Source organism: Escherichia sp. KS167_9B (genome assembly GCF_030295215.1).
Taxonomy (GTDB): domain Bacteria; phylum Pseudomonadota; class Gammaproteobacteria; order Enterobacterales; family Enterobacteriaceae; genus Escherichia; species Escherichia coli_F.
In genome coordinates this window covers 1,399,155-1,423,290 of the sequence record NZ_AP025754.1, presented here as the reverse complement: position 1 = coordinate 1,423,290, position 24,136 = coordinate 1,399,155, and the positions used below count along the sequence as shown (strand labels likewise).

The window sequence follows — 24,136 nt, the reverse complement described above, 5'->3', positions numbered from 1 at the left end:
GGAAAAAATGATTCTAGTGGGACAAAAAGATAAAACTCAGGCGGTCGAACGACCGCCTGGAGATGTTCACTTACGCCTGGTGGCCGTTGATGTAATCAATGGCAGCCTGAACGGTGGTGATTTTCTCAGCTTCTTCGTCCGGAATCTCAGTATCAAACTCTTCTTCCAGAGCCATTACCAGCTCAACGGTGTCAAGAGAATCCGCGCCCAGGTCTTCAACGAAAGAAGCATTGTTGGTAACTTCTTCCTGCTTAACGCCCAGCTGTTCGCCGATAATTTTCTTAACGCGTTCTTCGATAGTGCTCATACTCTTAAATTTCCTATCAAAACTCGCTTTCGCGATGGTTTTCGTAGTGTATAAAATGTTGAAAAATTTGCAACTAAATCCCGGCAGGTCTTACCACGATTTTACGTTATTTTGAGGCCTTACCCCCCAATAACGCAAATCATTTTGCACTAATTATTACTCATAACCACGCAGACTGCGCGCAACATGAGCATTTTGTGCAAATCGCGGTCAGACCATGTACATCCCGCCGTTCACATGCAAAGTTTCACCCGTGATGTAAGCTGCTTCGTCGGATGCCAGGAATGCAACCGCGTTGGCGATTTCCTGTGCACCGCCGAGGCGACCCGCAGGAACCTGCGCCAGGATACCCGCACGCTGGTCATCGCTCAGCGCACGTGTCATGTCCGTTTCAATAAAGCCCGGAGCAACAACGTTTACAGTAATACCGCGTGACGCAACTTCGCGCGCCAGTGATTTACTGAAGCCGATCAAGCCCGCTTTCGCCGCAGCGTAGTTGGCCTGACCGCCATTTCCCATGGTACCAACCACAGAACCGATAGTGATAATACGACCATGACGCTTTTTCATCATAGCGCGCATTACCGCTTTTGACAGACGGAAAACAGATGAAAGGTTAGTTTCGATAATATCGTTCCACTCTTCATCTTTCATTCGCATTAACAGGTTATCACGAGTGATACCGGCATTATTGACCAGGATATCCACTTCACCAAATTCTGCGCGAATTTTTTCCAGAACAGATTCGATAGATGCTGGATCGGTCACATTCAACATCAGACCTTTACCGTTAGCACCTAAATAATCGCTGATCGCCTGAGCGCCGTTTTCACTGGTCGCAGTGCCAATAACTTTCGCGCCACGGGCTGCGAGCGTTTCAGCAATTGCGCGGCCAATTCCGCGGCTTGCACCGGTTACCAGTGCGATTTTTCCTTCAAAATTCATGATTTTCCTCTTTTATAGCTCGAGCGCCGCTGCCATCGCTGAAGGTTCGTTCAGCGCCGAGGCGGTCAGGGTGTCGACAATGCGTTTCGTCAGGCCAGTAAGCACTTTGCCCGGGCCGACTTCATAAAGATGTTCTATGCCTTGCGCTGCCATGTATTCAACAGACTTCGTCCACTGAACCGGGTTATACAACTGACGTACCAGTGCGTCACGGATGGCATCACCATTGGTTTCGCATTTCACATCAACGTTATTCACAACAGGTACTGTTGGTGCGTTAAAGGTGATTTTTGCTAATTCTACTGCCAGTTTGTCGGCTGCCGGTTTCATCAGCGCACAGTGAGACGGTACGCTCACTGGCAACGGCAGCGCGCGTTTTGCGCCTGCAGCTTTACAGGCAGCGCCAGCACGCTCAACGGCTTCTTTATGTCCCGCAATTACCACCTGGCCTGGAGAGTTGAAGTTTACCGGAGAAACCACCTGACCTTCTGCAGCTTCTTCACACGCTTTCGCAATAGACGCATCATCCAGACCGATGATTGCCGCCATAGCGCCCGTTCCTTCCGGTACGGCTTCTTGCATGAACTTACCGCGCATCTCAACCAGACGCACCGCATCAGCGAAATCAATCACACCAGCGCAAACCAGCGCAGAGTATTCCCCGAGGCTGTGACCGGCCATCATCGCTGGTGCTTTACCGCCCTGCTGCTGCCATACGCGGTACAGCGCAACTGATGCAGTCAACAGCGCTGGCTGAGTTTGCCAGGTTTTATTAAGTTCTTCGGCTGGCCCCTGCTGAGTCAGCGCCCACAGGTCATAACCCAGCGCCGCAGAAGCTTCAGCAAACGTTTCTTCGACAATGGGATAGCTCGCCGCCATATCAGCCAGCATTCCAACGGTTTGAGAACCCTGTCCAGGGAACACAAATGCAAATTGCGTCATGTTTTAATCCTTATCCTAGAAACGAACCAGCGCGGAGCCCCAGGTGAATCCACCGCCAAAGGCTTCAAGCAGAACCAACTGCCCCGGCTTAATGCGCCCGTCACGTACAGCTTCATCCAGCGCGCACGGGACAGAGGCCGCAGAGGTATTACCGTGGCGATCCAGCGTCACCACGACATTGTCCATCGACATGCCGAGTTTTTTCGCCGTTGCACTGATAATACGCAGGTTAGCCTGATGCGGCACCAGCCAGTCCAGTTGAGAACGGTCAAGATTATTCGCCGCCAGCGTCTCATCAACGATGTGCGCCAGTTCCGTTACCGCAACCTTGAAGACTTCGTTGCCCGCCATCGTCAGATGAATTGAATTCTCTGGATTCACACGGTCAGCATTAGGTAGCGTCAGCAATTCACCATAGCTACCATCAGCGTGCAGATGGGTAGAGATGATTCCCGGCTCTTCAGAGGCAGCCAACACCGCAGCGCCCGCGCCATCGCCAAAAATAATAATAGTCCCGCGATCTGTTGGATCACAGGTGCGCGCCAGTACATCGGAACCGACGACCAGAGCATACTTCACCGCCCCAGATTTCACGTATTGATCGGCTACGCTTAACGCGTAGGTGAAACCTGCGCAGGCTGCTGCAACGTCAAATGCCGGGCAACCTTTAATACCCAACATGCTTTGAATCTGACATGCTGCGCTCGGGAAAGCGTGCGTAGCAGAAGTTGTTGCCACAACGATCAGGCCAATCTGGTCTTTCTCAATGCCCGCCATCTCAATTGCGCGTGTCGCCGCTTCAAAGCCCATGGTTGAAACGGTTTCGTTTGGCGCGGCAATGTGGCGTTCGCGGATACCGGTACGAGTGACAATCCACTCGTCAGAGGTGTCCACCATTTTTTCCAAATCGGCGTTTGTCCGCACTTGTTCGGGCAGATAGCTGCCAGTACCAATAATCTTCGTATACATGTACGCTCAGTCACTTTTCGGTTATATACCGTCACTTGCAAACTGCGAGTTCGCTGGCAGCGTCCTGCTACCGCAGAGTTCCGCTTTTGCCACCGTCCAGCAGCTCAAAACCAGCTGGGTATACAGATTCCAGGCGAGCGGCAATTCGCTGAGGAACTTGTCGCTGCACCGCCTGCACTGCCTGTTCAATCGCGACCGCAAAAGCTCGCTGATTGGCCGCACCATGACTTTTTATCACCGTGCCGCGCAATCCTAACAGACAGGCGCCGTTATACTGGTCGGGGTTGAGGTGACTGAATCGCCTCGTCAGGCTCTTTTGTAGCCAACGCTTTAATAACAGTAGCCACCACGACCGTTTTTTCCCTTCACCCTGAGATTTCAGCAGAGAAAGGAACATCCTGACAACACCTTCCATCGTCTTTAATGTGACATTTCCTGTAAAGCCGTCACAAACCAGCACATCTGTCTTGCCAGTTAACAACTCATTGGCTTCAAGATAGCCGATATAATTGATAGAAGGGATTGTTTTAAGCACTGCTGAGGCATCCCGAATACTGTCGAGACCCTTTACTTCTTCTTCACCAATATTGAGCAACGCCACGCGAGGATTGGGAATTTCCACCACCTCTTCAGCCAGAACTGAGCCCATAATGGCAAATTGCACCAACATTGTACTGTCACAATCGACGTTGGCCCCTAAATCGAGGACCACCGTTTTGCCCTTTTGCTGATGCGGTAATACCGTCACCAGCGCCGGACGCTCAATCCCCTCCAGGGGCTTGAGTAATAATTTTGCCAGCCCCATCAGCGCCCCGGTATTACCAGCACTGACACAGGCTTGCGCTCGACCTTCTTTCACCAGCTCAAGGGCCACGCGCATTGAACTACCACGACTGGCGCGGATAGCTTGCGAAGGCCGGGCATCACTGGCGATAACTGACTGCGCAGGAATAATCTGCAGACGCGAACGTTGTTCAAAGTCAGCTTTAGCAAGTAATGGCGTGATGGCGTCGGGATTGCCGACTAAAAGAAGAGTGAGTTGCGAATTAGAATTCAGTGCCTGCAATGCTGCAGGCACTGTCACGGAAGGGCCAAAATCCCCTCCCATGACATCTAACGCCAGGGTTAGACGTGTCAAGGTATCGTCGCCGCCCGGTTTGGTCTTTCCCCAGTTGCCTGGGGAAAATCCTCACTAAGCTTCATCACGCAGACGCGTGATTACTTAGCGATGACCTTGCGGCCGCGGTAGTAACCGTCGGCAGTGATGTGGTGACGCAGGTGTTTTTCACCAGAAGTTTTGTCTACAGACAGGCTGGTGACTGCGGTCAGCGCGTCATGGGAACGACGCATGCCACGTTTGGAACGGGTTGGTTTATTCTGTTGTACGGCCATGGACCTTACTCCTCAATTACGGTTTATCCCCGATCCAACGGGGAGCACCAATTACTTACGCTTTAAGCTGGCTAATACGGCAAATGGGTTTGGCTTTTGCGCTTCTTCAGGCAGTTCACCAAAGACCATGTCCGCTTCGGACACTTCACAGTGTTCAGAATCATGCACCGGAACTACCGGCAAGGCGAGGATGATTTCATCTTCAACCATTGCAAGCAGATCGATTTCACCGAATTCGTTAACCTCAATCGGTTCATACGCTTCCGGCAGTGCTTCAGCCTGTTCGTCTGAACGCACAGGACTAAAACAATACGTTGTGTAGACCTGATGAGTAAACGGCTTCCCGCAACGCTGACACTCGAGCGTTACCGTCACCTTCGCATCGCCGTTTAACACTGCGAGACGTTGGTTATCGATAGCGAACGACATGGAGCATTCCACATCACTGTCCACACTGACTACGGATTCGGCGACGCGCTCAACCTGATCAGGGGTATAGATACCCTGGTAATCAAGGCGTTTTTGAGCCGTACGAACCGGATCGAGAGTCAGGGGTAATTTTACCTTTTGCATAGGGCGCGCATATTAACTTTGTAACGTCATAGAGTCAAAGAAAAAGGCAGCCTGTGGTTGCCTTTTGCCAATAATTCGCACACATTGCGGGTTACTGCTTTATTTTCGTTCAGTGCTGATAACGAACATCAACCTGCAAAACGAAGCGCATAGTTTAAAATGGCTATCATCAATACGCTATATCTGTTGGAAAAAAATATGCCTAAACTTATTTTAGCCTCCACCTCGCCCTGGCGTCGCGCTCTTCTGGAAAAACTGCAAATCTCTTTTGAATGTGCAGCACCCGAGGTCGACGAAACCCCACGCAGTGACGAATCACCGCGACAGTTGGTGCTTCGACTGGCGCAGGAAAAAGCGCAATCTCTGGCGTCACGTTATCCGGATCATTTAATTATTGGTTCAGACCAGGTATGTGTTCTTGATGGCGAAATCACCGGTAAACCGTTAACGGAAGAAAATGCCCGTCTGCAATTACGCAAAGCCAGCGGCAATATCGTCACCTTCTATACTGGCCTGGCGTTGTTTAATTCGGCGAATGGGCATCTGCAAACAGAAGTGGAGCCTTTTGACGTCCATTTCCGTCACCTGAGCGAGGCGGAGATTGATAATTACGTGCGTAAGGAGCATCCCCTGCACTGTGCGGGTAGCTTTAAGAGTGAAGGATTTGGCATTACGCTGTTTGAGCGTTTAGAAGGGCGTGACCCTAACACGCTGGTTGGTTTACCGCTAATCGCGCTGTGTCAGATGTTACGTCGGGAAGGGAAAAATCCGCTGATGGGATAGTTTTTTACGCCGGATGCAGGTATGCCGCATCCGGCAATCGGTGCTGGCTGCCTGATGCGGCGTAAACGCCTTATCAGGCCTACCGCCCATTATCAGGTTTATATGCTTGTATTAGCGCGCGTTACGCAGTTTCTGCAAACAACGCTTCAACCCCTCATCCATCGGTGCTTCGATACGCATCACCTCACCGGTTCCCGGATGGGTAAACTTCAACGCTGCGGCGTGCAGGAACAGACGATTTAATCCCGTGCCTGCTTCAGTGAGCTGTCTGTCAAATTCACGGTCACCGTAGCGATCGTCAAAGGCAATCGGATGACCCGCATACTGTGTATGCACACGGATCTGATGAGTACGCCCAGTTACCGGGCTACAACGCACCAGGGTGGCAAATGCATAGCGTTCTTCCACTTTAAAGCGTGTTTCCGACGGTTTACCTTCCTGACTCACACGCACGATACGTTCGCCACTTTGCAGAATATTTTTCAGCAACGGCGCTTGTACGCTCTTCACATGCGACTGCCACTGACCGCGCACCAGCGCCAGGTAATCTTTTTGCATCCCTTTTTCACGTAATTGCTCATGCAGAGAACGCAACGCCGAGCGTTTTTTCGCTACCAGCAACACACCGGAAGTGTCCCGGTCGAGACGATGTACCAGTTCAAGGAACCGCGCTTCCGGGCGCAACGCCCGTAAACCTTCGATAACGCCGAAGCTTAAACCACTGCCGCCATGTACTGCCGTACCGGAAGGTTTATTCAGCACCAGGATATGCTCATCTTCATATAAGATGACGTCCGCCAGCGCCGCCACCTTTTGCAGATGTGGCGAAACCGCCTCCTCTTCACGTTCAGCAACGCGAACCGGTGGAATACGCACCTCATCACCTGCTTCGAGTTTATATTCAGGCTTAATACGTTTTTTGTTCACCCGCACTTCGCCTTTACGCAAAATACGGTAAATCATACTTTTAGGTACGCCTTTCAATTGGGTACGCAAAAAGTTGTCGATACGTTGCCCCGCTTCGTCCGCGGTGATAGCAACAATTTTTACGGATGGAGTCTCTGTTTTCATGGTGGGCGATTCTAATTAGCCAACAGGATTCGCGCCACTCATTTTTCTATGCTTATATTTAGTTTTGCACCTTATTACTTCACTACGTCATCACTTTATTGATGGTTATTAAACCAATCACCATTAAGAAGTGAAAAAACTGTGAGTAAGCGGGTGATAAATGGTAAAAGTCATCTTGCTATAACAAGGCTTGCAGTGGAATAATGAGAACGTTTCCGTGTCCATCCTTGTTAAAACAAGAAATTTTACGGAATAACCCATTTTGCCCGACCGATCATCCACGCAGCAATGGCGTAAGACGTATTGATCTTTCAGGCAGTTAGCGGGCTGCGGGTTGCAGTCCTTACCGGTAGATGGAAATATTTCTGGAGAGTAATACCCAGTCTGTTTCTTTGATAATTGCGCTGTTTTTCCGCATGAAAAACGGGCAACCGACACTCTGCGCCTCTTTGAGCTGACGATAACCGTGAGGTTGGCGACGCGACTAGACACGAGGCCATCGGTTCACACCCGGAAAGGCGTTACTTTGCCCGCAGCTTAGTCGTCAATGTAAGAATAATGAGTAAGTTACGATGAAAAGAATGTTAATCAACGCAACTCAGCAGGAAGAGTTGCGCGTTGCCCTTGTAGATGGGCAGCGTCTGTATGACCTGGATATCGAAAGTCCAGGGCACGAACAGAAAAAGGCAAACATCTACAAAGGTAAAATCACCCGCATTGAACCGAGTCTGGAAGCTGCTTTTGTTGATTACGGCGCTGAACGTCACGGTTTCCTCCCACTTAAAGAAATTGCCCGCGAATATTTCCCTGCTAACTACAGTGCTCATGGCCGTCCCAACATTAAAGATGTGTTGCGTGAAGGTCAGGAAGTTATTGTTCAGATTGATAAAGAAGAGCGCGGTAACAAAGGCGCAGCACTGACCACCTTTATCAGCCTGGCAGGTAGCTATCTGGTTCTGATGCCGAACAACCCGCGCGCGGGTGGTATTTCTCGCCGTATTGAAGGCGACGACCGTACCGAATTAAAAGAAGCACTGGCAAGCCTTGAACTGCCGGAAGGCATGGGGCTTATCGTGCGCACCGCTGGCGTCGGCAAATCTGCTGAGGCGCTGCAATGGGATTTAAGCTTCCGCCTGAAACACTGGGAAGCTATTAAAAAAGCCGCTGAAAGCCGCCCTGCCCCGTTCCTGATCCATCAGGAGAGCAACGTCATCGTTCGCGCATTCCGCGATTACTTACGTCAGGACATCGGCGAAATCCTTATCGATAACCCGAAAGTGCTCGAACTGGCGCGTCAGCATATCGCTGCATTAGGTCGCCCGGATTTCAGCAGCAAAATCAAGCTGTACACTGGTGAAATTCCGCTGTTCAGCCACTACCAGATCGAGTCGCAGATCGAGTCCGCCTTCCAGCGTGAAGTCCGTCTGCCGTCTGGTGGTTCTATTGTTATCGACAGCACTGAAGCGTTAACTGCCATTGATATCAACTCCGCACGCGCAACCCGCGGCGGCGATATCGAAGAAACCGCGTTTAACACCAACCTCGAAGCTGCCGATGAGATTGCTCGTCAGCTGCGCCTGCGTGACCTCGGCGGCCTGATTGTTATCGACTTCATTGACATGACGCCAGTCCGCCACCAGCGTGCGGTAGAAAACCGTCTGCGTGAAGCGGTGCGTCAGGACCGTGCACGTATTCAAATCAGCCATATTTCTCGCTTTGGTCTGCTGGAAATGTCGCGTCAGCGCCTGAGTCCATCGCTGGGTGAGTCCAGCCATCACGTCTGCCCGCGCTGCTCTGGTACCGGCACCGTGCGTGACAACGAATCCCTGTCGCTCTCTATTCTGCGTCTGATTGAAGAAGAAGCGCTGAAAGAGAACACCCAGGAAGTCCATGCCATTGTTCCTGTGCCAATCGCTTCTTACCTGCTGAACGAAAAACGCTCTGCGGTAAATGCCATTGAAACTCGTCAGGACGGCGTGCGCTGTGTGATTGTGCCAAACGATCAGATGGAAACCCCGCACTACCATGTGCTGCGCGTACGCAAAGGGGAAGAAACCCCAACGTTAAGCTACATGCTGCCGAAACTGCATGAAGAAGCGATGGCGCTGCCGTCTGAAGAAGAGTTCGCTGAACGTAAGCGTCCGGAACAGCCTGCGCTGGCAACCTTTGCCATGCCGGATGTGCCGCCAGCGCCAACCCCGGCTGAACCTGCCGCGCCTGTCGTAGCCCCAACGCCTAAAGCAACACCGGCAACACCAGCAGCTTCTGCACAACCGGGGCTGTTGAGTCGCTTCTTCAGCGCACTGAAAGCGCTTTTCAGCGGTGGTGAAGAAACCAAACCGACCGAGCAACCGGCACCGAAAACTGAAACGAAACCGGAACGTCAACAGGACCGCCGTAAGCCACGTCAGAACAACCGTCGTGACCGTAATGAACGCCGCGACACACGTAGCGAACGTAATGAAGGCAGCGATAATCGCGAAGAAAACCGCCGTAATCGTCGCCAGGCACAGCAGCAGACTGCCGAGACACGTGAAAGCCGTCAGCAGGCTGAGGTAACGGAAAAAGCGCGTACCACCGACGAGCAGCAAGCGCCGCGTCGTGAACGTAGCCGCCGCCGTAATGATGATAAACGTCAGGCGCAACAAGAAGCGAAAGCGCTGAATGTTGAAGAGCAATCTGTTCAGGAAACCGAACAGGAAGAACGTGTACGTCCGGTTCAGCCGCGTCGTAAACAGCGCCAGCTGAATCAGAAGGTGCGTTACGAGCAAAGCGTAGCCGAAGAAACGGTAGCCGCACCAGTGGTGGAAGAAACTGCCGCTGCCGAAACCATCGTTCAGGAAGTGCCTGCTCCGCGTACAGAACTGGCGAAAGTCCCGCTGCCAGTCGTAGCGCAAACTGCGCCGGAACAGCAGGAAGAGAACAATGCTGATAACCGTGATAACGGTGGCATGCCGCGTCGCTCTCGCCGCTCGCCTCGTCACCTGCGCGTAAGTGGTCAGCGTCGTCGTCGCTATCGTGACGAGCGTTACCCGACCCAGTCGCCAATGCCGTTAACCGTAGCGTGCGCGTCTCCGGAACTGGCCTCTGGCAAAGTCTGGATCCGCTATCCGATTGTACGTCCGCAAGATGTACAGGTTGAAGAGCAGCGCGAACAGGAAGAAGTACAAGTGCAACCGATGGTGACTGAGGTCCCTGTCGCCGCCGCTGTCGAACCGGTTGTTAGCGCACCGATTGTTGAAGAAGTGGCTGAAGTCGTAGAAGCCCCCGTTCAGGTTACCGAACCGCAACCGGAAGTGGTTGAAACGACGCATCCTGAAGTGATTGCCGCCGCGGTAACTGAACAGCCGCAGGTGATTACCGAGTCTGATGTTGCCGTAGCCCAGGAAGTTGCAGAACACGCAGAACCGGTGGTTGAACCGCAGGAAGAGACGGCTGATATTGAAGAAGTTGCCGAAACTGCTGAGGTTGTGGTTGCTGAGCCTGAAGTTGTTGCTCAACCTGCCGCGCCAGTCGTCGCTGAAGTCGCAGCAGAAGTTGAAACGGTAGCTGCGGTTGAACCTGAGGTCACCGTTGAGCATAACCACGCTACCGCGCCAATGACGCGTGCTCCGGCTCCGGCATATGTTCCGGAGGCACCGCGTCACAGTGACTGGCAGCGCCCTGCTTTTACCTTCGAAGGTAAAGGTGCCGCAGGTGGTCATACGGCAACGCATCATGCATCTGCCGCTCCTGCGCGTCCGCAACCTGTTGAGTAATAATTAGCTCAAGTAATCAAGCCCTGGTAACTGCCAGGGCTTTTTTATTTCATCTTTGAATCAACATATTAAATGGCATCCTTGCTAACCAACAATACAAAATAGGCAAAAAAATGCCCGCCCCGGCGATCCCAGAGCGGGCAGACAAAACATACCCAGTTTCATGATATGTTTTAAAGCGAGCTTATTTGTTGAGCTGGAACAGCGACAATCCCTGCATATCTGTAAATGCTTTATACGATGCCTGCAATGCCGTTTGCTGCATGATGTAAGATGAAATAGTTGCATTCCAGTCCACATCAACCAGATCGCTCATCTGCTGCGTTTGCCCTAAAGCGCGATCGCTACCTAATGAATCCAGCGACTCCAGTTCGTTCAGCTGCGTGCCTAATTCCGCGCGAACGGTCAGCACATTGTTCAGCGAGTTTTTCAGTCCGCGGTTGGTTTTATCCAGTGCCGCAGCGGCGGTTTCTTTATCCGCTTCGCTTTCCGCGACCGGCGTTTTCAGGGCTGCGATGGCGCTATCCAGCATGGCAAAAAGATTGGTTTCAGAAGCGCTACCGTCTGGTTCCGCTACCGCGTTGCTGGTAATACTGTCGAAAATTTTGTCACCCGTGTGCCCTATCACCATCGAACGCGAAGCATCGACCTGTTGTTTAATACTTTCTGCTCCGCCAACATATTCGCCGTCTGCCTCACTAAACGGCGCAGTTTCTGTTTTATAACCGGCAAAAATGTAGCGCCCGTTACCATCCGTAGTGTTCGCCAGATTCAGCAACTGGTCACGAATACCCTGGATATCGGTTGCCAACGACGCCCGGTCATCATCACTCAAGGTGCCATTGCTGGCGTAGACAATTTTTTCCTGAGCATTCTGGATAGCAGTGGTGACCTGGCTAAGCACACTCTCTTCCAGTGACACTTTTTGAGTGGCGAAAGTACGCGCCAGCGTGTACTGGCTGTTTTGCGCCTGTGCCTGGGAGAGAACAACAGCTTGTGATGCAGCAATGGGATCATCTGAAGGGTTAACGACTCGCTTACCCGTCGACATCTGTTCGCCGTACTTCATCCATTCGGCCTGAGAATTGGTGATGCCACGCATGTTTTGCTGGTACATCATCTGGGTACTGAAACGCATTTTATCTCCCCTTAGCGAATGTTAATCAGCGCATCAAAAATCGCGTTTGCCGTCTGCAGAACCTGCGCATTCGCGAGGTAATACTGCTGAAAACGTTGCAGATTTCCGTACTCCTCGTCGAGATTGACACCAGAAATCGACTGCTGCTGATTGGAAAGCTGCGTCACCACATTACCTTGCGTGGTGCTACTGGTTTTCAACGTCGCGGTTTTATTACCGATATCACTCACTAACGAGGCATAAGCGTCGTTAAAGGATTTCGCACCGCCCACCGTTTTACTGTTACTTTGCAGATCCAGCAGGGCCTGCCCGTTGCGGTTGTCGCTATCACCCGCATCTTCTTCGCTCGCCATGGCGATTTTCGCTTCGTCAGTGATTAATACATCCATGTTGACGATGGCGTCACTTACCGGTTTCAGCGTGAAGCTGTCGTTAGCGGCAGGCGTGCCTGTAAACGTCAACTCCAGACCATCAAATACAACTTTACCGTTGTTATCCGGCGTCACCGTAAAAGTGGTGTTGCTGGCAAGGCGGGTGACCTGCCACTGATTATTGTCGAACGAAATTTTGTAATCTGTCGCCAGTACCGCGGAGGCATCAGTTACCGTTGCACCGATCGAAACGTCACCTTTGTTTTTCGTGTTTTGCAGAACCGCGGGCTTACCGATAGCAAAGAAATCTTCACCGGCATCGCCGTTAGCATCAAATCCGGCTTTGTGTTGGGTGTTGAAAGCCTCGGCAAATGCCAGCGCCAGTTGTCCGAGCGTATTACGCGTCTGGTCCAGATCCTGAGAACGGAATGTCAGAATGCCGCCCAGCGACCCGGTATTCAGTAATTTCTCCGGGATCTCAATATTGCCTGCCGTCCCATCAACATAAGCGACAGTCGTACGAGAAGGGTCGGCGCTGGAAGGAACTGCCGCAAGTTGCCGCGCCGTACTTCCCTGAACCAGTGAGTAGCCATTGGCCATCGTGATGTTATAAGTGCCACCATCCTGAACGCTGACTTCTACGCCAACAATCTGGTTTAATTCGCTCACCAGTTGATCGCGTTGATCCAGCAGATTGTTAGGTGACGCCCCTGCCCCCACGCCTGTCAGGCGGGAGATCTGATCGTTCAGGCTGGCGATTTGTTTAGCGTAATTGTTGATCTGATCAACGCTGGCACCTATCGCGATATTGACCTGTTTGTCCTGGTCGCGCAGATATTGATCGGTGGTTTTAAACTGATTCACCAACCCTTCTGATTTCCCAATCAGCGCCTGGCGTGCTGCCGGGTCTTCCGCGTTACTTACCAGCGTTTGCAGGCTTGTGAAGAAATCCTGCATCTGTGTTGCCAGCGAAGAGGTACTGGTGGAGAGCATATTGTCGATTTTCGACATCTGCTCATAGCGGGCAGTCAGGCCGCTACTTTGCGTCTGCGCCGCACGTAACTGGTTGGTAATAAAAGCATCATACTCACGCTGCACACCGGAAACGTAGACACCATTGCCAACCCAGCCACCCGCGCCCAACGTGCTGTTGGCCTGCGCCATAATAGTGGTTTGGCGGGTATATCCGGCAACGTTATAGCTGGAGATATTATTACTTGCCGTATTTAACGCCGCCTGAGCCGCGTTCAGTCCGCTCATGGCGTTATTGATCAAGCTGGACATGGAGGTTCCTTATAAGCCTTCAATTACAGAGTATTATCGGCAGCGACACGCCGGACTTGAGTTATTCAGAACAGATTATCAATGTTCATGCTGTAGGTTTTGCTCACCTTGTCGCTTATCGATTTCATCTGCTGAATCATGTTGGTGAGTTTTCGGGCATAGTGAGGATCGGTAGCATAGCCCGCGTCCTGTAGGGCCTGCGCCCCCTGCTCCGCACTCGCGGCGGTCGTCACGGCAGCGTAGCGCGGGTTACGTGTTAATAGCCCAACGTAATCCGACAATGCTTCCAGATACGAGCTGTAGACCCGAAACTTCGCTTTTACTTTCTTCGCTTCGCCATTTTCATATTCAGTCGTGGTGATTTCAGTGACTGGCCCTTTCCAGTTGCCAGAGGCTTTGACGCCAAACAGGTTATAGCTCGGCTCGCCGTTTTCACGGCGGATTTGCCGTTGCCCCCAGCCAGACTCCAGCGCCGCCTGAGCGAGGATCAAATGGTGTGGCACACCACTTTGCTGGCTTGCCAGTTGGGCGGGCAGTGAGAGTTGCGCGAGGAATGCTTTACTGTCACCTGGCAGCGAATCATCGTAGTTGCGTGGTACGGCCTTTTGCACCAGCTGCGAAAGCGTCTGATTTTGATAACGCATCACGGTTTCGAGCGGGAATTTCATCGGTGCTGCTGGCGTGGACTCATCTGGCAACGGTTGTTCTGGCGTCATCTGTTTAACCATCATCTCTGCCAGCCCCAGGCCTTTGCCCGCCGTCATCTGTTGGGCAATCTGCTGGTCATACATACTGGTGTAGAGGCGAGTGTGCTCGCTGCTGAACAGGCCATCTTTTGGCAAAGCGTCGCGCATGCTTTTCAGCATCATCTGCACGAACATCCCTTCTACCTGACGGGCCACTGGACGGATATTTGCCGCTGGATCTTCGCCCGCTTTCGCCTTCAGTTCGTTGAGCGATTGCGCATCCCAGGCCGCACTCGCCAGTAGTTTGCTGTCGCTGATCATCAGATAATTTCCAGTTTTGCCCGCAGACATCCCGCACTTTGCATTGATTGCAAAATAGACATCAGATCCATCGGCGTAGCACCCAGCGCATTGAGCGCGCGCACCACGTTATTGAGGCTGGCACTGGAGCGTACGCTTTGCAGCGAACCGCCGCTCTGGCGTAAGTCGATCTGTGTTTGTGGAGTAACCACAGTCTGCCCACCACCAAACGGTGTATCTGGCTGGCTGACATTGGCCTGGCGATTAACTGTTACTGAGAGATTCCCCTGCGCTACCGCGCAGCTGTCGAGGGTCACTTCGCGATTCATCACCACCGAACCAGTGCGCGAGTTAATCACTACTTTAGCGTCCTGCGGGGTGACATTAACCTGCATATTCTGGATATCGGCAAGGAAACGGACCTGGGAACTGTTGCCACTCGGTACGCGCACCTGAATAGTCCGCGCATCTAACGCGGTGGCGCTGCCATATCCACGCACGCGGTTGATGGTGTCAGCGATTTGCTGCGCCATACTGAAATCTTCGTCGTTAAGTTGCAAATTAAGGGTATTCCCGACGCCAAATTGGCTGGGCAATTCACGTTCAATAACCGCACCATTGGTGATCCGTCCACCGTTCAGTTGGTTCACCTGAACACTGCTACCGCCAGCGGAGGCCCCTGCGCCGCCAACCAGAATATTGCCCTGTGCCAGCGCATACACCTGACTGTCAACGCCCTTAAGCGGTGTCATCAATAACGTACCGCCACGCAGACTTTTGGCATTTCCCATGGAAGAAACCACCACGTCAATGGTTTGCCCCTGACGTCCAAACGGTGGAAGTGACGCCGTCACCATTACCGCAGCGACGTTTTTTAGCTGCATATTAGTGCCCGTCGGAACGGTAATTCCCAGCTGTGAGAGCATGTTATTAAGCGTTTGTGTGGTAAACGGCGTCTGAGTTGTCTGGTCACCGGTGCCATCCAGCCCCACCACCAGGCCATAGCCAATCAGTGAGTTTTGCCTTACCCCCTGAACACTGGTGAGATCGCGAATACGCTCAGCCTGAGCTGCCGTGATAACCAGTAGAAGAATTAATGCAGAGAGAAATTTAATCACCACAGCCTCACTTACATTGGCGACAGGTTAAGGAAGAAACGCTGCAACCAGCCCATATTTTGCGCTTCGTTAATGTAGCCATTGCCTACGTATTCAATGCGCGCATCCGCCACCTGAGTAGACGGTACGGTATTACTGCCGCTGATGGTGCGAGGATTAACTACACCAGAGAAGCGAATAAATTCGGTACCCTGATTAATGGCGATCTGTTTTTCACCCACCACATGCAGGTTGCCGTTGACCAGTACCTGGTCAACCGTCACCGTCAACGTGCCGCTAAAGGTATTGCTGGCATTGGCCCCACCTTTTCCGTTGAACGTGTTGCCACCAGAGGCTTCGACATCGGCACGAGCGTTACCAAACAGCCCCTGCAAATAGCGCGGCACAGTATCAAAGCCAAAATTAGTTTTACCGTCACGGCTGGCATTCGCAGAGGAGCTTTTGCTGGCGCTGACGTTCTCCTGCAACACGATGGTCAGCGTATCGCCAATATTGCGTGGTCGACGATCTTCAAACAGCGGTTGATAGCCATAGTTAATCGGCTGAGCAGACTGGAAAATAGAACCGTTGGCGACGGGCGTCGGACCGGGAACCGGTTGTGCACTGGTCGCCCCCTGTACCAGCGGCGTGGAGGGTATCCAGGCGCAGCCGGTTAGTGAAAGCACCAACAAGCTGGAAATGGCATAAGTATGCGCAGCGTTTTTTTGCATGGCTATCATCTTCAAAAATCAGTAAACCGGTGAATCTGCCACCGGTTATGCCTTAGAGTTGCGTCAGTTTTTGCAGCATCTGATCGGTGGTGGATACCGCTTTACTGTTGATTTCGTAGGCGCGTTGCACCTGAATCATATTGACCAGTTCTTCCGCCACGTTGACGTTAGACGTTTCAACATACCCTTGATACAGCAGTCCCGCGCCGTTCAGGCCCGGCGTGCTTTCGTTCGGTGCACCGGAGGATTGCGTTTCGGTGTAGAGATTTTCGCCAATGCTCTCCAGTCCGGTGTCATTCATAAAGGTGGTGAGATTGAGCTGCCCAACCTGAACCGGAGCTGCCTGGCCTTGTTGGGTTACGCTGACCACGCCATCACGACCGATGGTGATACTTAACGCATTCGCCGGAATGGTGATCGCTGGCTGCACCTGAAAACCACCAGCCGTCACCAGTTGCCCGTTCTGATCCACCTGGAAAGAGCCGTCGCGGGTATAGGCTGATGAGCCATCTGGCAACATCACCTGAAAAAAGCCCTGCCCTTTAATCGCGACGTCTTTACTGTTGTTGGTCTGCGACAGGTTGCCCTGGCTGTGTAAGCGTTCAGTGGCGACCGGACGTACCCCCGTGCCGATTTGCAACCCGGATGGCAAGGTGGTTTGTTCGGAAGACTGTGCCCCCGGCTGGCGGATGGTTTGGTAAAGCAGATCTTCAAAAACGGCCCGCTGGCGCTTAAAACCGTTGGTACTGACGTTTGCCAGGTTGTTGGCAATGACGTCCATATTGGTTTGCTGGGCGTCAAGGCCCGTTTTGGCGATCCATAATGAACTGATCATAAAATGTCCTGTGGTGGATTATTGACAAAATGCATATGTCTTCATGCCGGATGCGGCGTAAACGCCTTATCCGGCCTACAAGAGCTCGCGAAATCAATAAATTGCGATTGCCCCCATAGACCCGATAAACTTGCGCATCGGGCAACTTATTCTTGTCATGTATCCGTTCAATTAACTCATCGACAGCAGTTGGTTGGCACGGCCTGCGTTATCATCGACGCTGCTGATCACCTTCATCTGCATTTCAAAACGCCGCGCGCTGGCAATCATGTCGCTCATTGCCGCAACGGCATTGACGTTACTGCCTTCCAGAACCCCCGACATCACACGTAAGGTTGGATCTGCCTGCAGTACCGGCCCACGCGTAGCCTGGCTTTCTGCGCTTAAACGAAAAATGCCGTCGTCACCGCGCTGCACTTCGCTGCCCGTGGCTTTCACCAGCTTCAGACGCCCCACTGGCGCGACAGTATTTGCCGGATCGCCAGAATTCAGCGCCGAGATTGTGCCATCGGCAGCAACAGTGATTTCCGCCCCTTCCGGCACAGCAATTGGCCCCGCCTCGCCGATCACCGGATGCCCCTGAATTGTCAGTTGCCCGGTGGGATCAACCTGAATGCTGCCATTACGCGTATATCCTTCGCTGCCGTCAGCGGTCTGCACGGCCAGCCAGCCGTCCTGCTGCAACGCGACGTCCAGCGGGCGCGAGGTGTAATCCATCTTACCGGGCGTCATGTCAGCACCCGGTGTTGACGCCGTAACCAGCGTGCGCGTGGGTAGTGAAAGCCCTTCCACCGGCACTGCACGCAAGGCGTTTAACTGTGCGCGAAAACCGGGCGTAGAGGCATTGGCCAGATTACTGGCGGTCACCGCCTGTTGATTCAGCGTCTGGCTGGCTGCCCCCATCGCGGTATAAATTGCGTGATCCATTGAGCTATCCCGTCAGCGATTAGCGTAAGTTAACCAGCGTGTTGAGGATCTGGTCCTGGGTTTTGATGGTCTGGGCGTTAGACTGATAGTTACGCTGGGCAACGATCATATTGACCAGTTCTTTGCTGAGATCGACATTGGACGCTTCCAGCGCACCGTTGGTCAGGGTGCCAAAGTTGCCCGTCCCGGCTGTCCCCAACAGCGCCACGCCAGAAGATTGCGTCGCAGACCAGACGTTGTCGCCTTCGGATGCCAGACCTTCGTTGTTGGCAAAGTTCGCCAGTACAATCTGCCCCAGCAGTTGGGTTTGTTCGTTGGAATAGTTGCCGACAACCGTACCGTCATCATTGATTTGATAACTCACCAGATCGCCCGGTTTATAGCCGTTCTGGGTGGTTGCCACAATGTTGTTAGCACCGGTATTTTGCTGCATGGAGTTGAGGAAGCTCAGGCTAAACGTGGCGGGATCTGCGCCGTTAATTGCGCCGGTGGTAATATCCTTTGTTGGATCTGAGGTCAGAACGCCATTGGCATTAAACACCAGCGTCGTTGCAGGGTTAGCTGTGCCTTTTGGATCACTGCTATCCAGGGTGTAAACATCCCAGTTATTATCCCCGGTCTTCACAAAATAAACGCTCATATCATGAGCATTACCCTGACTATCGAAAACAGTCACCGAACCTTTTTTGTTATAGCTATCCGCATTGCTGGCATCGAATCCTTTAACAGAGGGAAGCGGATCACTGGAATTCAGGTTGATCTGCATCGACGCCGTGGTGGTAGTTTTCGCTGCCATCAGGGTATTCGGGATCGAAATATTGGTCGGATTCGCCCCTTGTTGAATAGTCGGCGGCGTACCGGTTGCCGGATACCCCGTCAGCTGTAATCCTTGCATATTCACCAGGTTACGATTTTCATCGAGCTTAAATTGTCCATTACGGCTGTAAAAAACCGAACCATTACTGTCTACCAGACGGAAAAAACCATTCTGGCTGATAGCAACGTCCAGACCTCGCCCGGTGTTGGTGGTCGTGCCATCGGTAAAGTCCTGAATGATACCGGCAACTTTTACCCCCAGTCCCACTTTCGAACCGGCAAACATATCGGCAAAAGAGGCCGTGCCTGATTTAAAGCCGTAGGTGGCGGAGTTGGCGATATTGTTGCCAATAACATCGAGGTTGGTGGCGGCAGCGTTTAATCCGCTAACCGCTTGAGAAAAGGCCATGACTGACTCCTGAAATTTGAGGGCTTTAAATTATCTGCCGTACTTCGTCGAGGGTGGTGGTGCCGTAAGTGCCGAGATCCAGCGTATTACCGTTGTTGCCGCGGATCACCCCCTGCACCAGAGCAAACTGCAGCGGCTGGGCAACCAGTTGTGTACCACCGTTACTGGCGCTAATCGCTACATTGTAAGAACCGTTCGGCGCAGTGCTGCCGTCAGTCAACGTACCGTCCCAGGTGAAACTGTGGACTCCGGCAGTCAGTTCACCGATATCAATGGTACGGACAACCGCGCCGTTTTTATCGGTGATGGTGGCCGTAACTTTGTCTGCCGCCTGCTGCAACTCAACACCAAACGGCGTGGTCGTGGTCACAGCCCCTTCCTCACTGCCGGTTCCGGCAAGAACTGTGGTGCCGGGGATCATCACACCGTGACCGATCAGGTTACTGGCCTGTAGCGACTGGCTGTTATCAATCTGTCCGGAAATAGATCCGAGTGTAGTATTGAGTTTTTCTATCCCGCTGACCGTGCTGATTTGCGCCAATTGCGACGTCAGCTCGTTGTTTTCCATTGGATTGGTCGGGTCCTGGTTTTTCAGCTGCGCCACCAGCAAAGTCAGAAAACTGCTTTGTAAATCTGCGGCGTTGCTACCCGTGAGCGAGCTACTGCTGGTGGTGCTAACGCCGGTATTTGTCGGATCGGTGGTGGTTACCGCAATGGACATAGATTTCTCCTTTATTGACCAAGCGTAAGGGTTTTCAGCATCATGCTTTTCACCGTGTTGAGCACTTCAACATTGGCCTGATAGCTGCGTGATGCTGACATGGTGTTAACCATCTCGCCGACAACATCAACGTTTGGCATTTTCACGTAGCCCTTTGCATCCGCCAGCGGATTACCCGGTTCATAAACCAGTTTGTCCGGAGCCTGACTTTCTATAACATCGGCAACCTTTACGCCGCCTGTCGCAGCGCCTGGCGCAGCGTTCACCTGGAATACCACCTGTTTTGCCCGATATGGCTGTCCATCGGGACCGGTCACGCTATCAGCATTCGCCAGATTACTGGCCGCCACATTCAGGCGCTGGGACTGGGCAGTTAACGCCGACCCGGCGATATCAAAAATGTTCAGCAGTGCCATCCGTTAATTTCCGCTCTGTAAAACGTTCATCATGCCTTTGATTTGCCCGCTCAACGCGCTAAGGCTCATCTGGTATTGCAGGCTGTTATCGGCAAACTGAGTGCGTTCGCGATCCATATCGACGGTATTACCGTCCAGCGAAGGCTGGTCCGGAATACGGTATTGCAGTTCTGCGGTAGGAGGCGTCAGCGCCTGCGCCGGAATGTGTTGCGTTGAGGTCATCGTCAGCGCAACCATGCTGGTTTCATCCCGTCCACGCTGCATGACCTTTTTAAGTTCACTGGCAAAATCGATATCGCGTGCCTGATAACCAGGGGTATCGGCATTGGCGATGTTTGCTGCCAGCACTTCCTGACGCTGGGCGCGCAGATTGAGCGCCTCTTGTTGAAAACGTAAGGCGGCGTCGAGCTTATCGAGCATATCTCCTCCGCAAGTATCAAAATTCTGCCATCAGCTTAAATGCCTTTACGCGCGCGTTATCGGCGGAATAAACGCAAAATGGGTCGCTATTTATGCCGTTGATGGTCATTGCGTACAGGTACAATTCACGTTGTAGAAATGGCTGGGAGCGAAAATGCTGACAATAAAACGTAGCGTGGCGATCATTGCGATACTGTTCAGTCCGTTAAGTACGGCGAGCAATCTCACATCGCAGTTACAAACCTTTTTTAGCGCCCAGCTCGCGGGAGTAAGTGATGAGGTTCGTGTTTCTATTCGTACATCGCCCCATCTACTTCCGCCGTGCGAGCAACCACTGCTTTCGATAAGCAATAATTCCCGCCTGTGGGGAAATGTGAATGTGCTGGCACGCTGCGGTAACGACAAACGATATTTGCAAGTCAATGTACAGGCCACAGGAAATTATGTGGTTGCCGCGATGCCCATTGTGCGGGGAGGAAAGCTGGAAGCTGGCAATGTAAAACTGAAACGCGGCAGGCTGGATACCTTGCCGCCGCGTACTGTGTTGGATATCAATCAACTTATTGATGCCGTTAGCCTGCGCGATCTATCACCCGAACAACCTATCCAATTAACCCAGTTGCGCCAGGCCTGGCGTGTAAAAGCGGGACAACGCGTCAACGTGATCGCCAGTGGTGATGGGTTTAGCGCCAACGCTGAAGGTCAGGCGCTGAACAATGCTGCCGTCGCACAGAATGCGCGGGTGCGCATGGTATCGGGACAGGTGGTCAGCGGCGTTGTCGATGCAGATGGGAATATTCTTATAAACCTGTAACCTGTTAAAGATTACCCGACCCATGCCGATAAATAAGCAACACATGATAAAAGCGCCCTCAATGAGGAATAAACCATGAGTATTGACCGCACTTCACCTCTGAAGCCCGTAAGCACCGTTCAACCGCGTGAAACCACTGACGCGCCGGTAACGAATACCCGGGCGGCAAAAACAACCGCCGCCACCAGCACCAGTGTGACGTTAAGCGACGCGCAAGCAAAACTAATGCAACCCGGCAGCAGTGATATCAATCTTGAACGTGTCGAAGCGTTAAAACTGGCGATTCGTAACGGTGAACTAAAAATGGACACCGGCAAAATTGCCGATGCGCTAATCAACGAAGCGCAGCAAGACTTGCAGAGTAACTGATCGTATGACGCGTCTTGCAGAGATCCTCGACCAGATGTCCGCAGTGCTTAACGATCTCAAAACGGTAATGGATCAAGAGCAGCAACATCTCTCAATGGGGCAGATCAACGGCAGCCAGTTGCAATGGATTACAGAACAAAAAAGCTCACTGCTGGCGACGTTGGATTACCTCGAACAGTTACGCAGAAAAGAACCCAATGCAGAAAATAGCGTTGATATTAGTCAACGTTGGCAGGAAATTACGGTGCAAACTCAGCAACTACGTCAAATGAATCAACATAATGGCTGGTTACTGGAAGGACAGATTGAGCGCAATCAACAGGCGCTGGAAATGTTAAAACCGCATCAGGAACCGACGCTGTACGGGGCGAACGGTCAGACATCAATACCCCATCGCGGCAGTAAAAAGATTTCGATCTGAAGATTATCTCCGGCCTGCAGTGCAGGCCGGAATGCATTGTTATACCGTCCGACGGGCAAACTCTTTAACTTTGAAGCCCAACACCGCCAGTGCAGCGAAGTACGCGGCAATTCCCGCCAGCACGACCGCCATTAAACGCAGTAAACGCCAGGGCATAGTACCCAGTGACCACTCAGGCATGATATGTAACATACCTAAAAGCACGCCAGACATCACCAGTACCGCCACCACCAGACGCAACAGAAACGGCATCCAGCCGGGTTGCGGGGTAAAGATTTTCTGCTTACGCAACTGCCAGTAAAGCAGAGAAGCATTCAGACACGCCGCCAGACCAATAGAAAGGGACAGCCCGGCATGTTTCAACGGGCCGATAAACGCCAGGTTCATCAATTGCGTTAAAATCAGCGTAACGATGGCAATTTTCACTGGCGTTTTAATGTCCTGGCGGGAATAAAAGCCAGGAGCCAACACTTTCACTACAATCAGGCCAATCAAACCCACCGAGTAGGCAATTAACGCCCGCTGGGTCATCAGCGCATCAAAGGCGGTAAATTTACCGTACTGGAACAGCGAAACGGTTAACGGACCTGAAAGAATGCCCAACGCAACCGCACTCGGCAGCGCCAACAGGAAACAAAGACGCAGCCCCCAGTCCATCAAACGGTTGTATTCATCATGATTGCCACTGGCAAAACTTTTCGACAGCGACGGCAGCAAAATGGTGCCAAGCGCCACGCCCAGTACACCGGACGGAAACTCCATTAGGCGGTCGGCGTAATACATCCACGACACCGAACCGGAAGCAAGAAACGAGGCAAAAATGGTGTTGATGATTAAGGAGATCTGGCTCACAGAGACGCCAAGGATCGCTGGTCCCATCTGTTTCACCACGCGCATTGCCCCGGCATCGTGGAAGTTAATGCGTGGCAAAACCAGCATGCCGATCTTCTTCAAATGCGGTAGCTGATACACCAGCTGTAGGATGCCGCCGACCGTAACAGCCCATGCCAGCGCCAGCACCGGAGGATTAAAGTACGGTGCGGCAAACAGCGCGAAGCCAATCATGCTGATGTTAAGCAGCGTTGGAGCAAATGCCGGAATCGAGAAGCGGTTCCAGGTATTCAGAATCGCACCCACCAGCGACGCCAGGGAAATCAGCAAGATATAGGGAAAGGTAATCTGTAATAACTGGGTAGTCAGGGCAAATTTGTCGGCCGTGTCAGCAAAACCCGGCGCGGTCACCATGATCACCCACGGCGCGGCGAGCATCCCGGCGACCGTCACAACCGCCAGCGCGAGTGTCAGCAAGCCAGAAACATAAGAGACGAAGACCCGCGTGGCGTCTTCACCCTGCTTGCTTTTATATTCCGCCAGAATCGGTACAAATGCCTGGGAAAATGCCCCTTCGGCAAAGATACGGCGCAACAAGTTAGGAAGTTTAAATGCGACGAAAAAGGCGTCTGTTGCCATCCCTGCGCCAAAGATTCTGGCGACAATTGCGTCACGTGCGAAGCCAAGCACACGCGAAAACATGGTCATCGAGCTGACGGCGGCCAGCGATTTTAATAAATTCATCGGTGTTCTAATCCAGACCCACGGGCAAAACGCCTGCAAGGCAGGCGCTGAAAGAGGCGAATAGTC

Annotated in this window: 25 protein-coding genes; 5 read left to right on the top strand and 20 right to left on the bottom strand. The window is 52.4% G+C overall.

Annotation, left to right across the window (positions count from 1 at the left end; genetic code table 11):
• Positions 1-70 precede the first annotated feature (70 nt).
• The 7 genes from acpP to yceD all read right to left on the bottom strand — a co-directional run bounded on the left by acpP (position 71) and on the right by yceD (position 5,128).
• The gene (acpP, locus tag QUE34_RS07085) at positions 71-307 is read right to left on the bottom strand and encodes an acyl carrier protein (protein ID WP_000103754.1); all 237 of its coding nucleotides are present in this window, start codon (positions 305-307) and stop codon (positions 71-73) included.
• Positions 308-517: 210 nt separating this feature from the next.
• The gene (gene fabG, locus QUE34_RS07080; protein ID WP_001008535.1) at positions 518-1,252 is read right to left on the bottom strand and encodes a 3-oxoacyl-ACP reductase FabG; all 735 of its coding nucleotides are present in this window, start codon (positions 1,250-1,252) and stop codon (positions 518-520) included.
• 12 nt (positions 1,253-1,264) lie between these two features.
• Positions 1,265-2,194: an ACP S-malonyltransferase gene (fabD, locus tag QUE34_RS07075; RefSeq protein ID WP_032183939.1), complete on the bottom strand. Its 930-nt coding sequence runs from the start codon at positions 2,192-2,194 to the stop codon at positions 1,265-1,267.
• 15 nt (positions 2,195-2,209) lie between these two features.
• The gene (gene fabH / locus QUE34_RS07070; protein WP_000288132.1) at positions 2,210-3,163 is read right to left on the bottom strand and encodes a beta-ketoacyl-ACP synthase III; all 954 of its coding nucleotides are present in this window, start codon (positions 3,161-3,163) and stop codon (positions 2,210-2,212) included.
• 67 nt (positions 3,164-3,230) lie between these two features.
• Positions 3,231-4,301 carry a phosphate acyltransferase PlsX gene (plsX, locus tag QUE34_RS07065; protein WP_000197578.1) on the bottom strand — a complete coding sequence of 357 codons (1,071 nt, stop codon included), beginning with the start codon at positions 4,299-4,301 and terminating at the stop codon, positions 3,231-3,233.
• A gap of 80 nt (positions 4,302-4,381) precedes the next feature.
• A complete protein-coding gene (gene rpmF / locus QUE34_RS07060; protein WP_000290727.1) occupies positions 4,382-4,555 on the bottom strand; it encodes a 50S ribosomal protein L32 in 174 nt (57 codons plus the stop codon).
• Between the two features lie 51 nt (positions 4,556-4,606).
• The gene (yceD, locus tag QUE34_RS07055) at positions 4,607-5,128 is read right to left on the bottom strand and encodes a 23S rRNA accumulation protein YceD (protein WP_001174481.1); all 522 of its coding nucleotides are present in this window, start codon (positions 5,126-5,128) and stop codon (positions 4,607-4,609) included.
• A gap of 198 nt (positions 5,129-5,326) precedes the next feature.
• Here yceD and yceF point away from each other — a divergent pair, with 198 nt between their 5' ends.
• The gene (gene yceF / locus QUE34_RS07050) at positions 5,327-5,911 is read left to right on the top strand and encodes a 7-methyl-GTP pyrophosphatase (RefSeq protein ID WP_001125202.1); all 585 of its coding nucleotides are present in this window, start codon (positions 5,327-5,329) and stop codon (positions 5,909-5,911) included.
• Positions 5,912-6,022: 111 nt separating this feature from the next.
• Here the strand turns inward: yceF and rluC are convergent, their stop codons facing one another.
• A complete protein-coding gene (gene rluC, locus QUE34_RS07045; RefSeq protein ID WP_000846356.1) occupies positions 6,023-6,982 on the bottom strand; it encodes a 23S rRNA pseudouridine(955/2504/2580) synthase RluC in 960 nt (319 codons plus the stop codon).
• Positions 6,983-7,554: 572 nt separating this feature from the next.
• On the opposite strand from rluC, the gene rne reads away from it, so the two are divergent.
• Positions 7,555-10,740, top strand: a complete 3,186-nt coding sequence (gene rne, locus QUE34_RS07040; protein WP_103253916.1) for a ribonuclease E — start codon at positions 7,555-7,557, stop codon at positions 10,738-10,740.
• A gap of 184 nt (positions 10,741-10,924) precedes the next feature.
• On the opposite strand, the gene flgL is transcribed toward rne, so the two are convergent.
• From flgL to flgB, 11 genes are all read right to left on the bottom strand, one after another.
• Positions 10,925-11,878, bottom strand: a complete 954-nt coding sequence (flgL, locus tag QUE34_RS07035) for a flagellar hook-associated protein FlgL (protein ID WP_001212755.1) — start codon at positions 11,876-11,878, stop codon at positions 10,925-10,927.
• A gap of 11 nt (positions 11,879-11,889) precedes the next feature.
• Positions 11,890-13,533, bottom strand: coding sequence for a flagellar hook-associated protein FlgK (flgK, locus tag QUE34_RS07030; protein ID WP_103253915.1), 1,644 nt, complete (start codon positions 13,531-13,533; stop codon positions 11,890-11,892).
• 65 nt (positions 13,534-13,598) lie between these two features.
• A complete protein-coding gene (gene flgJ / locus QUE34_RS07025) occupies positions 13,599-14,540 on the bottom strand; it encodes a flagellar assembly peptidoglycan hydrolase FlgJ (protein ID WP_103253914.1) in 942 nt (313 codons plus the stop codon).
• On the bottom strand, positions 14,540-15,637 hold the full coding sequence (flgI, locus tag QUE34_RS07020; protein ID WP_000589300.1) for a flagellar basal body P-ring protein FlgI: 1,098 nt from the start codon (positions 15,635-15,637) through the stop codon (positions 14,540-14,542). The genes flgJ and flgI overlap by 1 nt, the downstream gene beginning before the upstream one ends.
• 11 nt (positions 15,638-15,648) lie before the next feature.
• Positions 15,649-16,347, bottom strand: a complete 699-nt coding sequence (gene flgH, locus QUE34_RS07015; RefSeq protein WP_001295442.1) for a flagellar basal body L-ring protein FlgH — start codon at positions 16,345-16,347, stop codon at positions 15,649-15,651.
• Between the two features lie 52 nt (positions 16,348-16,399).
• Entirely contained in the window at positions 16,400-17,182 is a 783-nt protein-coding gene (gene flgG / locus QUE34_RS07010; protein WP_000625837.1) for a flagellar basal-body rod protein FlgG, read from the bottom strand.
• A gap of 171 nt (positions 17,183-17,353) precedes the next feature.
• On the bottom strand, positions 17,354-18,109 hold the full coding sequence (flgF, locus tag QUE34_RS07005; RefSeq protein WP_032183933.1) for a flagellar basal-body rod protein FlgF: 756 nt from the start codon (positions 18,107-18,109) through the stop codon (positions 17,354-17,356).
• A 19-nt stretch (positions 18,110-18,128) separates the two neighbouring features.
• A complete protein-coding gene (gene flgE / locus QUE34_RS07000) occupies positions 18,129-19,334 on the bottom strand; it encodes a flagellar hook protein FlgE (RefSeq protein WP_105268584.1) in 1,206 nt (401 codons plus the stop codon).
• A 25-nt stretch (positions 19,335-19,359) separates the two neighbouring features.
• The gene (gene flgD, locus QUE34_RS06995) at positions 19,360-20,055 is read right to left on the bottom strand and encodes a flagellar hook assembly protein FlgD (RefSeq protein WP_000020484.1); all 696 of its coding nucleotides are present in this window, start codon (positions 20,053-20,055) and stop codon (positions 19,360-19,362) included.
• A gap of 11 nt (positions 20,056-20,066) precedes the next feature.
• The gene (gene flgC / locus QUE34_RS06990) at positions 20,067-20,471 is read right to left on the bottom strand and encodes a flagellar basal body rod protein FlgC (RefSeq protein ID WP_001196460.1); all 405 of its coding nucleotides are present in this window, start codon (positions 20,469-20,471) and stop codon (positions 20,067-20,069) included.
• 3 nt (positions 20,472-20,474) lie between these two features.
• On the bottom strand, positions 20,475-20,891 hold the full coding sequence (gene flgB, locus QUE34_RS06985; protein WP_000884705.1) for a flagellar basal body rod protein FlgB: 417 nt from the start codon (positions 20,889-20,891) through the stop codon (positions 20,475-20,477).
• A 154-nt stretch (positions 20,892-21,045) separates the two neighbouring features.
• Here flgB and flgA point away from each other — a divergent pair, with 154 nt between their 5' ends.
• From flgA to flgN, 3 genes are all read left to right on the top strand, one after another.
• Positions 21,046-21,705, top strand: a complete 660-nt coding sequence (flgA, locus tag QUE34_RS06980; RefSeq protein ID WP_032302857.1) for a flagellar basal body P-ring formation chaperone FlgA — start codon at positions 21,046-21,048, stop codon at positions 21,703-21,705.
• 75 nt (positions 21,706-21,780) lie between these two features.
• On the top strand, positions 21,781-22,074 hold the full coding sequence (gene flgM / locus QUE34_RS06975; RefSeq protein WP_000020882.1) for a flagellar biosynthesis anti-sigma factor FlgM: 294 nt from the start codon (positions 21,781-21,783) through the stop codon (positions 22,072-22,074).
• A gap of 4 nt (positions 22,075-22,078) precedes the next feature.
• On the top strand, positions 22,079-22,495 hold the full coding sequence (flgN, locus tag QUE34_RS06970; protein ID WP_000197347.1) for a flagella biosynthesis chaperone FlgN: 417 nt from the start codon (positions 22,079-22,081) through the stop codon (positions 22,493-22,495).
• Positions 22,496-22,534: 39 nt separating this feature from the next.
• Here flgN and murJ read toward each other — a convergent pair whose 3' ends face one another.
• Entirely contained in the window at positions 22,535-24,070 is a 1,536-nt protein-coding gene (murJ, locus tag QUE34_RS06965; protein ID WP_001050688.1) for a murein biosynthesis integral membrane protein MurJ, read from the bottom strand.
• Between the last annotated feature and the right edge of the window lie 66 nt (positions 24,071-24,136).